Source organism: Paraburkholderia tropica (assembly GCF_914484835.1).
Lineage (GTDB): Bacteria > Pseudomonadota > Gammaproteobacteria > Burkholderiales > Burkholderiaceae > Paraburkholderia > Paraburkholderia tropica_A.
The window spans coordinates 97,320-109,981 of sequence record NZ_CAJZAR010000041.1 but is presented as its reverse complement, the minus strand read 5'-3'; the positions used below and the strand labels follow the sequence as shown (position 1 = coordinate 109,981).

General features: G+C 65.9%; 14 protein-coding genes. 7 read left to right on the top strand and 7 right to left on the bottom strand.

Features of this window, described 5'->3' with window-relative positions:
* Positions 1–4: 4 nt before the first annotated feature.
* The 7 genes from LDO54_RS11815 to LDO54_RS11785 all read right to left on the bottom strand — a co-directional run bounded on the left by LDO54_RS11815 (position 5) and on the right by LDO54_RS11785 (position 6,164).
* Positions 5–400 carry a type II toxin-antitoxin system VapC family toxin gene (locus tag LDO54_RS11815; RefSeq protein WP_224010403.1) on the bottom strand — a complete coding sequence of 132 codons (396 nt, stop codon included), beginning with the start codon at positions 398–400 and terminating at the stop codon, positions 5–7.
* Positions 397–630, bottom strand: coding sequence for a type II toxin-antitoxin system Phd/YefM family antitoxin (locus tag LDO54_RS11810; protein ID WP_224010401.1), 234 nt, complete (start codon positions 628–630; stop codon positions 397–399). The genes LDO54_RS11815 and LDO54_RS11810 overlap by 4 nt, the downstream gene beginning before the upstream one ends.
* A 196-nt stretch (positions 631–826) precedes the next feature.
* Positions 827–1,696: a formyltetrahydrofolate deformylase gene (gene purU / locus LDO54_RS11805; protein WP_224010492.1), complete on the bottom strand. Its 870-nt coding sequence runs from the start codon at positions 1,694–1,696 to the stop codon at positions 827–829.
* A 69-nt stretch (positions 1,697–1,765) separates the two neighbouring features.
* Complete coding sequence (locus LDO54_RS11800; protein ID WP_224010399.1) at positions 1,766–2,626, bottom strand: NUDIX hydrolase; 861 nt, start codon at positions 2,624–2,626, stop codon at positions 1,766–1,768.
* A 58-nt stretch (positions 2,627–2,684) separates the two neighbouring features.
* The gene (locus LDO54_RS11795; RefSeq protein WP_224010397.1) at positions 2,685–3,299 is read right to left on the bottom strand and encodes a LysE family translocator; all 615 of its coding nucleotides are present in this window, start codon (positions 3,297–3,299) and stop codon (positions 2,685–2,687) included.
* A gap of 54 nt (positions 3,300–3,353) precedes the next feature.
* Complete coding sequence (locus LDO54_RS11790; RefSeq protein ID WP_224010396.1) at positions 3,354–3,926, bottom strand: adenine phosphoribosyltransferase; 573 nt, start codon at positions 3,924–3,926, stop codon at positions 3,354–3,356.
* Between the two features lie 222 nt (positions 3,927–4,148).
* Positions 4,149–6,164 (bottom strand): monovalent cation:proton antiporter family protein, encoded by a 2,016-nt coding sequence (locus LDO54_RS11785; RefSeq protein WP_224010395.1) that lies wholly within the window; start codon positions 6,162–6,164, stop codon positions 4,149–4,151.
* A 233-nt stretch (positions 6,165–6,397) separates the two neighbouring features.
* On the opposite strand from LDO54_RS11785, the gene kdsD reads away from it, so the two are divergent.
* From kdsD to hpf, 7 genes are all read left to right on the top strand, one after another.
* On the top strand, positions 6,398–7,384 hold the full coding sequence (gene kdsD / locus LDO54_RS11780; protein ID WP_224010394.1) for an arabinose 5-phosphate isomerase KdsD: 987 nt from the start codon (positions 6,398–6,400) through the stop codon (positions 7,382–7,384).
* Positions 7,384–7,956 (top strand): KdsC family phosphatase, encoded by a 573-nt coding sequence (locus LDO54_RS11775; protein WP_224010393.1) that lies wholly within the window; start codon positions 7,384–7,386, stop codon positions 7,954–7,956. Before kdsD ends, LDO54_RS11775 begins: the two co-directional genes overlap by 1 nt.
* Positions 7,953–8,552: an LPS export ABC transporter periplasmic protein LptC gene (gene lptC / locus LDO54_RS11770; protein ID WP_224010392.1), complete on the top strand. Its 600-nt coding sequence runs from the start codon at positions 7,953–7,955 to the stop codon at positions 8,550–8,552. Before LDO54_RS11775 ends, lptC begins: the two co-directional genes overlap by 4 nt.
* Before the next feature lie 31 nt (positions 8,553–8,583).
* Positions 8,584–9,276 (top strand): lipopolysaccharide transport periplasmic protein LptA, encoded by a 693-nt coding sequence (lptA, locus tag LDO54_RS11765; protein WP_224010390.1) that lies wholly within the window; start codon positions 8,584–8,586, stop codon positions 9,274–9,276.
* Positions 9,277–9,299: 23 nt separating this feature from the next.
* Entirely contained in the window at positions 9,300–10,067 is a 768-nt protein-coding gene (lptB, locus tag LDO54_RS11760) for an LPS export ABC transporter ATP-binding protein (RefSeq protein WP_224010490.1), read from the top strand.
* A gap of 391 nt (positions 10,068–10,458) precedes the next feature.
* A complete protein-coding gene (locus tag LDO54_RS11755) occupies positions 10,459–11,976 on the top strand; it encodes an RNA polymerase factor sigma-54 (RefSeq protein ID WP_224010388.1) in 1,518 nt (505 codons plus the stop codon).
* 174 nt (positions 11,977–12,150) lie between these two features.
* Positions 12,151–12,507: a ribosome hibernation-promoting factor, HPF/YfiA family gene (gene hpf, locus LDO54_RS11750; protein ID WP_065062206.1), complete on the top strand. Its 357-nt coding sequence runs from the start codon at positions 12,151–12,153 to the stop codon at positions 12,505–12,507.
* Positions 12,508–12,662: the final 155 nt, after the last annotated feature.

The window sequence follows — 12,662 nt, the reverse complement described above, 5'->3', positions numbered from 1 at the left end:
GCGCTTACCAGATCGTCTTGACGTGCGGATAGGCGCGGATCTTCTCGTCGCGCGTGACGAGCGGCGCGGCCAGCCTGCGCGCCGTGGCGACGATCATGCGATCGGCCGGATCCTTGTGGAAATCGCCCGGTAAATCGACCGATTTCAGGCCGATCTCCACGTCGATGGCCAGGAAGCGCACCGCTTCGATTTGCGACACGGTCGCGAGCCACGTGTCCACATCCATGGTCAGCACGAGTTTCTCGCGCTGCACCAGCATGGCGATCTCCCAGGCGGAGATGGCCGAAATCACGATCTGCCCGCCGTTCAACTCGCGTTGAATCGCGGTGTGGGCCTTGCGGCTCAGTGCCTTGTCCGCGCTGGCCCACCAGACGAGCGCATGCGTGTCGAGCACGATCACTGCGCGGCGTCCCAGTCGACTTCGAGGGGATCGGTCGGTCCGTCGTAACGCACGACCGAGCCGCGCAACATGTCGAGCGGATCGCGCTCCAGGCTGCGATACGGCCGCAATTCCAGCGTCGGACGGCCGTGATCGGTCACCACGACGCTTTCGCCGGACGCTTCGACCTGGCGGAAAAATTCGAGCGCTTTCGCCTTGAACTCGGTTTTGGACACCTGCTGAGATTCCATGAGCCGCCTCTTTGCACGCTCTGCGCTCTTCGCACCGCGTGCGCGCTTGTCGGGATCCGTCATGCTATGTCCGTGATGACTAGAGCAACAAGTCATTATTAGGCGATGACCTGACAAAAGACAATGGCCCCTTCCGGGGCCATTTTTCACCTCATCGCCGCAGCGATTGCGTACTGATCACGCACTGAACACGCGCTTAACGGAACACCACCGTCTTGTGCCCGTTCAGCAGAATGCGATGCTCGACGTGCCACTTCACCGCGCGCGCGAGCGTCACGCACTCCACGTCGCGGCCGATCGCCGTGAGCTGGTCCGGCGTCATGTTGTGGTCCACGCGCTCGACTTCCTGCTCGATGATCGGGCCTTCGTCGAGGTCGGACGTCACATAGTGCGCCGTCGCGCCGATCAGCTTCACGCCGCGGTCGAACGCCTGGTAGTACGGCTTCGCGCCCTTGAAGCTCGGCAGGAACGAATGGTGGATGTTGATCGCGCGGCCCTTGAGCGCCGTGCACAGCTCCGGCGAAAGAATCTGCATGTAGCGCGCGAGCACCACCAGATCCGCGCCTTCGCGGTTCACCACTTCGAGCACGCGCGCTTCCTGCGCGGCCTTGTCCTCAGCCGTGCCGCCGAGCAGCGGGAAGTGATGGAACGGAATGTTGTAGCTCGCCGCCAGCTGGTAGAAGTCCTTGTGGTTCGAGATGATCGCGGGAATCTCGATGGGCAACTGACCGGTGCGATAGCGGAACAGCAGGTCGTTCAGGCAGTGGCCGATCTTCGACACCATCAGCACCACGCGCGGCTTCACGTTCGCGTCATGCAGCTCCCAGCGCATGCCGAACTCGTCCGCCAGCGGCGCGAACGCGTCGCGCAGGCCGTCGAGGCCCGGGTCGCCGCCCACCTGCTGGAAATGCACGCGCATGAAGAACTCGCCCGTGTGGCTGTCGCCGAACTGGGCCGAGTCGAGAATGTTGCTGCCGCGCTCGAACAGAAAACCCGACACGGCATGCACGATGCCCGGACGGTCGGCGCAGGACAGTTTGAGAATAAAGCTGTGATCGGTCGACATGACCTTGGTGACTCCCATCGATTCCTGGTATTTCAAAAGGGCTTCAGTTACTCAAAAACCCACGCCCTTTCACAGCGTCGGTGGCTCGAAGATCGCGGCCATGCCCTCGCACGCGTCCTCGTCTATCCATTGGCGGCGCAGCAGCAGATCGAGCGTCGCGAGACTCGCGTCCACCGTCATCTTGCCTTCCTCGATCCAGCGCGCGGTTTCGTCGATGCGCGCGAGACGATGCTCGCCGACTTCGCCGTCCTGATTGTGCGGCACGAAATCCTCGGGCAGCGCCAGATCGTAGACGAAGATCTGCTCGGCCTGGGTGCCTTCGGGCAGCGACTGCAGCACGTGCACGGTGCGGCCCGGCGTGGCGCGCGCGGCCAGTTCGGCGGCGATGCCCGCCTCTTCCCAGCACTCCTTCACGAGCGTGGCCTCGACGCCGAGACCCCAGCCGATACCGCCCGCGACCACGTTGTCGAGCATGCCCGGATCGGTCGCCTTGGTGTCGCTGCGGCGCGCGATCCAGAGCTGCGGCGCCGCGGAACCCGCATATTCTACGACGCCGTTCAAATGCACCGCGTAGGTCATGGTGCCGAAGAAGCGCGAGGCCGCGCGCTCGATATAGGCGAGCGGCGGCGCGTCGAAGGCGTTGCGGACCGCGTAGGTTTCGTCGCGCCAGCCCGGAATGCGGCCCTCGGCGGCCAGCGCGCCGATCACCGCGCCGAGCGCCGCGCTGCGCGCCGTCACGCTGTCGAATTCGGCGGCGAGCGTCACGCGCGCGGTGTCGGCGTCGCCGTCGATCTCGAAGACGTCGGGCCAGCGCGCGAGCAGCGCGACATCGGCCGCGCGGATCCAGCCCACGCGTTCGTCGCCGAAATGAAACGGCAGATGCGCGTTCACGTCGAAGCGGCGCGCGTCGGTGATGCAGGGCAGGGTCATGTCGGGAGGCTCCGGGCGTCAGTGAAGCGAGGCATCGAGCGAGGCATCAAGCGATACATCAATCGCGCAGCGCGATGCGCATGCCGATCGCGATGAAGGTCAGGCCGGCCAGGCGGTCGAGCCACACGCCCGCGCGCGGACGGCGCTTGAGCCAGCTGCCGAGCGCGCCCGCGCACACGCCGAACACCGAGAACACGACCACGGTCTGCGCCATGAACAGCAGGCCGAGTTCGAGCATCTGCAACGTCACGCTCTGCGCGCCGTGCACGTCGACGAACTGCGGCAGGAACACCACGAAGAACAGCGTGACCTTCGGGTTCATGATGTTGCCGAGCACGCTCTGGCGGAAGATCGTCGCGAGCGGCTGGCGCGGACGCTCGCCCGCCGCCGCGAGTCCCTGGCTGCGCAGCGCCTTCACGCCGATCCAGATCAGGTACGCGGCGCCCGCGAGCTTGAGGATATGGAACGCGAGCGGCGACGAACGCAGCAGCGCGGCGATGCCGAGCGCGGCGAGCGTCGTGTGGAACGTCACGCCCGCCGCGAAGCCGAGCGCGGACACGAAGCCCGCCATGCGGCCCTGCGAGATGCCGCGCGCGAGCACTTGCAGGTTGTCGGGACCGGGCGCGAAGGTGATCGCGATCGAGGTCGCGAGAAACAGCGCGAAGTTGGGCATGGGCGTGTCGGGCGGTTTAAGGGGGCTTGTGCGAGGCCGGGCGCGCTTGCGCGCTCAATGGCCGCCGAATGACGTCACGGTGAACAACGGCAGGCCGGATTCGGTCAGCAGCTTCGAGCCGCCGAGATCGGGCAGATCGATGATCGCCGCGCCCTCCACCACCTTCGCACCGAGACGCTCCAGCAGCAGCTTGCCCGCGAGCATGGTGCCGCCCGTGGCGATCAGGTCGTCGACGATCACCACGCGGTCGCCCGGCTTGCAGGCGTCCTCGTGCACCTCGACGGTCGACTCGCCATATTCGAGCTTGTAGGTCTCCGACACGGTCTTGTACGGCAGCTTGCCGATCTTGCGCACCGGAATGAAGCCCACGTTCAGTTCGTACGCGACGATCGGGCCGATGATGAAGCCGCGCGCGTCGAGGCCCGCCACGTAGTCGAGCTTCGCGTCCACGTAACGCTCCACGAACAGATCGATCAGCACGCGCAGGCCCTTCGGATGGCCAATCAGCGGCGTGATATCGCGGAATTGCACTCCCGGCTGAGGCCAGTCGGGCACCGTGCGGATCAGACTGTTGACGAACTGCGCGGCTTCAGTGCTCGCGTTCGAGTTCGCAGGTGCGTTGGACATGATTTCTCCGGGCAGTAGCAAGAATAAAGAACAGGTAATACAGACACGCGATTAAAACGGGGCGCGACCCCGTGCGACCTCACCGCCGTCCGGCCGGGCCGCGCGGTGTGACTCGCCGGCTGGCAGCGAAGTTTCGCGGATTTTCGTGTCACGCGGCCGCGCGATTCCGGGCGCGATTTCGGACGCAATTCCGGGCGCGAGGCGCGTGACCTCGCGCGCGGCTCAGGCCGCCGCCGCGCCCGCGCCGGCGGCGCCCGGCTTGCGATGCCGCGACAGCCGTTCCTCGGCCTGGGCGAGTTGCTCGGGCAGGCCGCGCAGCACGACAATGTCGGCTTCGCGCAGCTTCGTCGAGGGATCGGGCTCCACGCCGCGAATGCCGTGACGGCGGATCGCGGTCACCTCCACGCCGAGGTCGAACAGGCCCAGATCGGCGAGCGTGCGGCCCACGGCGTCGGCGCGCGCGTCGACCGGTACGGATTGTAGCCGCACCTGCTCGTGACCGTCCTCGCCCACATCGTCGGTGCCGTGGAAGTAGCCGCGCAGCAGGCTGTAGCGCTCGTCGCGCAGTTCTTCCACGCGGCGCACGACGCGGCGCATCGGCACGCCCATCAGCACCAGCATGTGCGAGGCCAGCATCAGACTGCCTTCGACGATCTCCGGGATCACCTCGGTCGCGCCCGCCGCGAGCAGGCGTTCGAGATCGGCGTCGTCGACCGTGCGCACGATCGTGGGCAGCGTGGGCTCCAGTTCGTGGATGTGATGCAGCACGCGAAACGCCGACTGCGTGTTCGCGTAGGTGATGGCCACGGCCGCCGCACGATGGATGCCCGCCGCGACCAGCGACTCGCGCCGCGCCGCGTCGCCGAACACCACCGACTCGCCCGCCGCCGCAGCAGCCGCCACGCGGTCCGGGTCCAGGTCGAGCGCGACATACGAGAGGCCTTCGTTTTCCAGCATGCGCGCCAGATTCTGCCCGGCGCGGCCATAGCCGCAAATGATCACGTGCCCGCTCTGCTTGAGGCTTTGCGTGGCGATGCGCGTCATCATCAGCGACTGCTGCATCCATTCCGTCGACGACAGGCGCAGCACGATGCGATCGGCGTTCTGGATCAGGAACGGCGCGGCGAGCATCGAGAGCAGCATTGCCGCGAGAATCGCCTGGAGCAGCGTGGGATCGACGAGATGCTTGTCCAGAATGAGGTTGAGCAGCACGAAGCCGAATTCGCCGGCCTGCGCGAGCCCGAGGCCCGTGCGCATCGCCACGCCCGGCGAGGCGCCGAACAGCCGCGTGAGCGCCGTGATCAGCACCGCCTTGAGCACGACCGGCGTGAGCAGGAACACGCCGACCATGAACGGATGCTGGATGATCACGTGCGGGTTGAGCAGCATGCCCGTGGTGATGAAGAAGAGGCCGAGCAGCACGTCGCGAAACGGCTTGATGTCCTCTTCCACCTGATGCCGGTACGGCGTTTCGGCGATCAGCATGCCCGCGATAAACGCGCCGAGCGCAAGCGACAGGCCGAATTTATCGGTGACGAACGCCGCGCCCAGCGTGACGAGCAGCACGTTGAGCACGAACAACTCCTGCGAGCGCCGCCGCGCGACGACGTTGAACCAACGCGTCATGAACTTCTGCCCGACGAACAGCAGAATGCCGAGCGCGAGCACGATCTTGACCGCCGCCATGCCGAGCGATTCGATCAGCGACTTCGACGAGCCGCCGAACGCCGCGATCACGATCAGCAGCGGCACCACGGCCAGATCCTGGAACAGCAGCACGCCGAGAATGTTGCGGCCATGCTCCGACTCGATCTCGAGCCGCTCCGCCAGCATCTTGCTGACGATCGCCGTCGACGACATGGCGAGCGCGCCGCCCAGCGCCACGCAAGCCTGCCACGTGATATGCACCCACGGGTCGAGCGCGAGCCCGACCAGCAGCGCGACGAGGATCGTGCCGACCACCTGCGATAGCCCGAGCCCGAACACCGCGCGCCGCATCGCCCGCAGCTTGGTGAGCGAAAACTCCAGCCCGATCGAGAACATCAGGAACACGACGCCGAATTCCGCCAGATTCTGCGCGCCCTCCGTGTTCGGCACGATGCCGAACGCGCGCGGGCCGACCAGAATGCCGACCGTGAGGTAGCCGAGCATCGGCGGCAGATTCAGGTAACGGAACAGCACGACGCCGACCACCGAGGCGAGCAACAGGAACAACGTCATTTCCAGCGGTGAAATCATCGTGCGAAGCGTCCTCGTTCTGAAGTCATTCTCGGGCGTGGCCGGCGATGCAAATTTTCGCCCGCGCCGGTCGGGTCCATGATCGGCGCAAACGATGCGGATTGGGAAGTGCTGCGAGGGACGGCCGCGAGAGGCCGTGGCGGCAGGCGCGTGGTCTGGGCGCGCCCGGCGCGCGGGCCGTCGCGCGCTGGGGTGCAGGCGCGGCGCGCATACGCCTTTGCTATACTCCCCGGATGATAGCGAAAATCAATGGCGACCGGGCGCTGAAGCTCGCTCGCGACGTGCTCGACATCGAAGCTGACGCCGTGCGCGGGCTTCGCGACCGGCTCGACGACAACTTCGTCGGCGCGGTCGATCTCATCCTCTCCTGCCGCGGCCGCGTGGTCGTTTCCGGCATCGGCAAATCGGGCCATATTGCGCGCAAGCTCGCGGCCACGCTGGCCTCCACGGGCACGCCGGCCTTCTTCGTGCATCCCGCCGAAGCGAGCCATGGCGACCTCGGCATGGTCACCGCCGACGACGTCTTCATCGGTCTGTCGAATTCCGGCGAATCCGAAGAACTCGTGGCGATCCTGCCGCTCGTGAAACGCATCGGCGCGAAGCTGATCGGCATGACCGGCAATCGTCCGAAGTCCACGCTCGGCCAGCTTTCGGACGTCCATCTGGACGCCGGCGTCGAGAAGGAAGCCTGTCCGCTGAACCTCGCGCCCACCGCCAGCACCACGGCGGCGCTCGCGCTGTCCGACGCGCTCGCGGTCGCGGTGCTCGACGCACGCGGCTTCGGCGCCGACGACTTCGCGCGCTCGCACCCGGGCGGCGCGCTCGGCCGACGCCTGCTCACCTACGTGCGCGACGTGATGCGCACCGGCGACGAAGTGCCGAAGGTGCCCGACACGGCCACGGTGCGCGAAGCGCTGTTCCAGCTCACCGCCAAGCGCATGGGCATGACGGCGATCGTCGATTCGAACAACCACGTAAGCGGCATCTTCACCGACGGCGACCTGCGCCGCGTGCTCGAACGCGTCGGCGACTTCCGCGATCTGCCGATCGCGCAGGTCATGACGAAAGGCCCGCGCACCATCGGTCCCGACCAGCTGGCCGTCGAAGCCGTGGAACTGATGGAGCGCCACCGCATCAATCAGATGCTGGTGGTCGGCGCCGAAGGCGAGCTCATCGGCGCACTCAACATGCACGACCTCTTCTCCAAGAAGGTGATCTGATGGCGGTTCCCGAACTCGATGCCAATGCGCGCGCCGCGCGCGTGCGTCTGATGATTTTCGACGTCGACGGTGTGCTCACCGACGGCGGCCTGCTCTTTACCGGCGCGGGCGACACCATGAAGGGCTTCAACTCGCTCGACGGCCACGGCGCCAAGCTGCTGCGCGAAGCGGGCATCGACACGGCCATCATCACCGGGCGCAAGTCCGAGATCGTCGCCGTGCGCGCCAAGGAACTGCGCATCACGCATCTGTATCAGGGCGTGGAAGACAAGCGCGTCGCGTTCAAGCAGCTGCTCGCCGAAACCGGCCTCACGGCCGAGCAGTGCGGCTACATGGGCGACGACTGGCCCGACCTCGCGGTCATGCTGCAGGCCGGCTTCAGCGCCGCGCCCGCCAACGCGCACACCGACGTGCTCGCGCGCGCGCACTGGGTCACCGACAAGACCGGCGGCCACGGCGCCGTGCGCGAAGTCACCGACCTGATCCTGCGCGCGCAAGGCCGTTACGACGCCCTGCTCGCGGCCGCCTGCGCGGTTGAACCGGAATCGGAACCGGGCGCGGAGCCGCGATGAACCAGAAGTTCCGGCTCACGTCGCTGATCCCGCTCCTCTGCGTGGCCTTCCTGGCCGGCTTCACCTGGTGGCTGTTCCAGGCAGTCAAGCCGCACGAGAACGAGGCCGCGCCGCGTCCGCTCACGCACACGCCGGACTACTTCGCCGACCAGCTCTCGGTGTCCGAGCTCGACCAGTCGGGCGCGACGCAGTATCGCCTCACGGCCACGCACATGGTTCACTACGAGGACAACGCCTACAGCGACCTCACGAATCCGGCCGTGCGCGCGTTCCAGCCCGGCAAGCCGGTCGTCACGGCCACGGGCCTGCGCGGCACGGTCAACGCCGACGCCTCGATCGTCGACCTGTACGACAATGCGCGCATTCTGCGCGCGGCCGGTGTCGGCGATCCCGAGATGCAGGCGGATTCCGAACATTTCCGCGTGCTCGTGAACGACGATGTGATCCTGACCGAAAAGCCGGTTAAACTTCGTCGCGGCCTGTCGGTCATGACGGCCACCAACGGCATGAACTACAACAATGTCTCCCGGGTCATCCAGCTCTACGGCAACGTCCGCGGCGCGATCGCCCCGGCTGACTCCGGCGGCTCGTCCTGATCCCCGGGCCGTCCACGCAAGGCACGATTGCATGAACGATTCGCTTCCTCACCCCTTGTCCGGCAGCCTGCGCAGCGCGCGCTGGCGCCGTGCCGCGCTCGCGGCGTTGACCGCGCTGGCCGCGGCGCTGCCGCTCGCGGGTTTCGCCCCCGCCGCCCATGCCGAGCGCGCCGACAAGGACAAGCCGCTCAACATCGAAGCGGACAACATGACCTATGACGACCTCAAGCAGCAGACCATCTTCACGGGTCATGTGGTCGCCACCAAGGGCACGATCATCATCAAGGCGGACAAGCTCGTCGTCACCCAGGATCCGCAGGGCTATCAGTACGCCACCGGCACGGTCGCGCCGGGCACGCCCGACGCCAACCTCGCCTACTTCCGCCAGAAGCGCGAAGGCATCGACGAATACGTCGAAGGCACGGCGGAGCGCATCGACTACGACGGCAAGCAGGACCTGACCACGCTCACGACGCGTTCGACGGTACGCCGCCTGCAGGGTCTCTCCACGGTGATGGATCAGGTCCACGGCAGCGTCATCACGTACGACGGCCAGAACGACTTCTACACGGCCAAGTCGGGTTCCGACGTCGCAGGCCCGGGCAATCCGAAGGGCCGCGTGCGCGCGATGCTGTCGCCGCGCAACGGCGGCGCGCAGCCGCTCACCGGCGCCTCGGCCACGCTCGCGCCGTCCACGAAGCTTCAGGGAGCGCCGCAACAGTGAACGCCGCCACCACCGCTTCCCCCATCCATCAGCGTCCGTCCGCGGGCAAGACGAGCTCGCTCGTCGTGCGCAACCTCAAGAAGCGCTACGGCTCGCGCACGGTCGTGAAAGACGTGTCGCTCGACGTCAAGAGCGGCGAAGTGGTCGGGCTGCTCGGTCCGAACGGCGCGGGCAAGACCACGTCGTTCTACATGATCGTCGGCCTCGTGCCGCTCGACGCGGGCGAGATCGACCTCGACGGCCAGTCCATCAGCCTGCTGCCGATCCACAAGCGCGCGGCGCTGGGCCTCTCGTATCTGCCGCAGGAAGCCTCGGTGTTCCGCAAGCTCACCGTCGAGGAAAACATCCGCGCGGTGCTGGAACTGCAACACGACGAGAACGGCAAGCGCCTGACCAAGGACGTGATCACGCAGCGAGCCGAAGCGCTGCTCGACGAGCTCCAGATCGCGCACCTGCGCGAGAACCCGGCGCTGTCGCTGTCGGGCGGCGAGCGCCGCCGCGTGGAAATCGCGCGCGCACTCGCGACCGATCCGAGCTTCATCCTGCTCGACGAACCGTTCGCGGGCGTCGACCCGATCGCCGTGCTCGAAATCCAGAAGATCGTGAAGTTCCTGAAGCAGCGCAACATCGGCGTGCTGATCACGGACCACAACGTGCGCGAGACGCTCGGCATCTGCGACCACGCGTACATCATCAGCGACGGCACCGTGCTGGCCTCCGGCGCGCCCGGTGAAATCATCGAAAACGAAAGCGTGCGCCGCGTCTACCTCGGCGAACACTTCCGCATGTAATCTCCGCGTCCGCGCGCCTCGCGCGCAGACGCCTCGCCGCCGCGCCTCGTTCGCGCGGCGCGCCTGCCGGAACGCCCGCACGCCGCTGCGGGCAAACGCCGCGCGGGCTCCCGGCTTTCCCCTGAGTTTTTCCCGAGTTTTCCCGAGTGTCTGCTGGACTTGCCGTCCAGCCCTTCCGTGATGTTCCGTTGTGCTTGCCCGCGGAACCGCGAGCGTCGCGCGCCCCGAGGCGGCCTGCGCGACGTACGCCGCACGCGTGCGCGAGCGTCTGTTTGCGCACCAAATTCCGTCCGCGAGATACCGCTGCACCAGCGCTGGGCACGCGCGTTTTCGCGGATGTCGTGTGGTATCGCGAGCGTGGCAAACTCTTTACAATGAATCGCACACCGCCATGAAAGCCAGCCTCCAACTCCGCCTCTCGCAGCATCTTGCGCTCACTCCGCAACTGCAACAGTCCATCCGGCTGCTGCAGCTGTCGACGCTCGAACTGCAACAGGAAGTCGCCACCGCGATCTCGCAGAATCCGCTGCTCGAGAACGACGACGACTGGATCGCGAGCCCGTTGCGCGTGGCCGCCGACGGCTCGCTGATCGCGCAGCCGCCGGCCTCCTCCAACTCGGAACCGATGCAGGGCGCGAGCAACGGCTCGTCCTCTTCGTCGAGCGACAGCGATAGCGGCGATGGCGAACCGCGCGGCGTCGACGAATACGAAGGCCTCGGCGGCGACGCCAGCGGCGATTCGAGCCAATGGAATCTCGACGACTACGGCCGCTCGGGCAGCGCCTCCGACGACGACGACCTGCCGCCGCTGCAAATCCACGAATCGACCACCACGCTGCGCGACCATCTGATGGCGCAGCTGCGCGAAACGAATGCGAGCCCGCGCGACCGCGCGCTCATCACGTTCCTGATCGAATCGCTCGACGAGGACGGCTATCTCTCCGCCACGTGCGAGGAAATTCTTGCCGATATCCCCGAGGAACTCGACGTCGACGGCGACGAACTCAACGCGGCGCTCGCGTTGCTGCACAGCTTCGACCCCGCCGGCGTGGGCGCGCGCTCGGCTTCCGAGTGCCTGAAGCTGCAATTGCTGCGCGTCACATCGTCGCCGGTGCGCACGCTCGCGCTCGAGATCGTGTCGAATCATCTGGAACTGCTGGCCGCGCGCGACTTCACGCGCTTGCGCAAGCAACTGAAGACCGGCGACGACGAACTGCGCGACGCGCATGCGCTGATCCGCTCGCTCGAACCGTTCCCGGGCGCGGCATACGGCAAGGCCGAAGCCGACTACGTGGTGCCGGACATCATCGTGAAGAAGACGGGCCAGAACTGGCACGCCGAACTGAACCCGGACGTGGTGCCAAAGCTGCGCATCAACCATCTGTACGCGAATATTCTGCGCAATAACCGCGGCGATCCGGGCAGCGGCTCGCTGCGTCAGCAGCTCCAGGAAGCACGCTGGCTCATCAAGAATATCCAGCAGCGCTTCGAGACCATCCTGCGCGTGGCGCAGGCGATCGTCGAGCGCCAGAAGAACTTTTTCGTGCACGGCGAAATCGCCATGCGCCCCTTGGTTTTGAGGGAGATTGCTGATACGCTGGGCCTACACGAATCAACTGTCTCGCGTGTGACAACCGGTAAATACATGCTGACTCCGTTCGGGACACTTGAATTTAAGTACTTCTTCGGATCGCATGTATCGACGGACACGGGGGGCGCTGCATCGTCCACCGCTATCCGCGCGCTCATCAAGCAACTCATAGGAGCCGAGAACACCAAATCCCCTCTTTCGGACAGCCGCATAGCCGAACTGCTGGCGGAACAGGGCTTCGTCGTCGCGCGACGCACCGTCGCGAAATATCGCGAGGCACTGAAGATTCCGGCGGTCAATCTGCGCAAGTCTCTTTAGGCTCATTCCGGCTTTTACGGAGTGGGCGTTTTCCGGCCGCAACGCCAGTTGGCGGACAGGGCCGGCCGAGCTAGCCCGTCGTAGCAGGCCTTTCGGGGAGCCGCACGCAGGCAGTCTGTCGACCGGCACAGCCGCGCTTCACGCGTCACGCGGCCATCAGCCTGGAGAAGCACTATGAATCTGAAGATCAGTGGACACCATCTCGAAGTAACGCCAGCGTTGCGAGAATATGTGATCACCAAACTGGACAGGGTGCTAAGACATTTCGATCAGGTCATCGATGGCAATGTGGTCCTCTCGGTCGACAACCACAAGGAAAAAGACAAGAGACAGAAGGTTGAAGTGAACCTTCATCTGAAAGGCAAGGACATCTTCGTTGAGAGCTGCAATGGCGACATGTATGCCGCCATCGATCTCGTGGTCGACAAGCTCGATCGCCAGGTCGTGCGACACAAGGATCGCGTGCAAGGCCATGCTCACGAGGCGCTCAAGCATCAGCCCGCGGCGCCCATCGAGATTCCTCCGCAGTAATGCGCCCGGCGCGCGAGGAAGTTTTGAATCCGCGACGTTGATTCGACACTGATTCGTCTTCCTGAGCCTTCGAGGCCAGTGCGCCGGAAACCACTGCTGCACACGAACCAGGCCGCCCCATCCGGGCGGCTTTTTTCATGGAGACTCGATCAGCC

What these genes read in the sequence shown, in the direction of transcription:
- LDO54_RS11810 (WP_224010401.1), bottom strand. Translation starts at nt 630, where the DNA reads ATGGAATCTCAGCAGGTGTCCAAAACCGAGTTCAAGGCGAAAGCGCTC.
- purU (WP_224010492.1), bottom strand. Translation starts at nt 1,696, where the DNA reads ATGTCGACCGATCACAGCTTTATTCTCAAACTGTCCTGCGCCGACCGT.
- LDO54_RS11800 (WP_224010399.1), bottom strand. Translation starts at nt 2,626, where the DNA reads ATGACCCTGCCCTGCATCACCGACGCGCGCCGCTTCGACGTGAACGCG.
- LDO54_RS11795 (WP_224010397.1), bottom strand. Translation starts at nt 3,299, where the DNA reads ATGCCCAACTTCGCGCTGTTTCTCGCGACCTCGATCGCGATCACCTTC.
- LDO54_RS11790 (WP_224010396.1), bottom strand. Translation starts at nt 3,926, where the DNA reads ATGTCCAACGCACCTGCGAACTCGAACGCGAGCACTGAAGCCGCGCAG.
- LDO54_RS11785 (WP_224010395.1), bottom strand. Translation starts at nt 6,164, where the DNA reads ATGATTTCACCGCTGGAAATGACGTTGTTCCTGTTGCTCGCCTCGGTG.
- kdsD (WP_224010394.1), top strand. Translation starts at nt 6,398, where the DNA reads ATGATAGCGAAAATCAATGGCGACCGGGCGCTGAAGCTCGCTCGCGAC.
- LDO54_RS11775 (WP_224010393.1), top strand. Translation starts at nt 7,384, where the DNA reads ATGGCGGTTCCCGAACTCGATGCCAATGCGCGCGCCGCGCGCGTGCGT.
- lptC (WP_224010392.1), top strand. Translation starts at nt 7,953, where the DNA reads ATGAACCAGAAGTTCCGGCTCACGTCGCTGATCCCGCTCCTCTGCGTG.
- lptA (WP_224010390.1), top strand. Translation starts at nt 8,584, where the DNA reads ATGAACGATTCGCTTCCTCACCCCTTGTCCGGCAGCCTGCGCAGCGCG.
- LDO54_RS11755 (WP_224010388.1), top strand. Translation starts at nt 10,459, where the DNA reads ATGAAAGCCAGCCTCCAACTCCGCCTCTCGCAGCATCTTGCGCTCACT.
- hpf (WP_065062206.1), top strand. Translation starts at nt 12,151, where the DNA reads ATGAATCTGAAGATCAGTGGACACCATCTCGAAGTAACGCCAGCGTTG.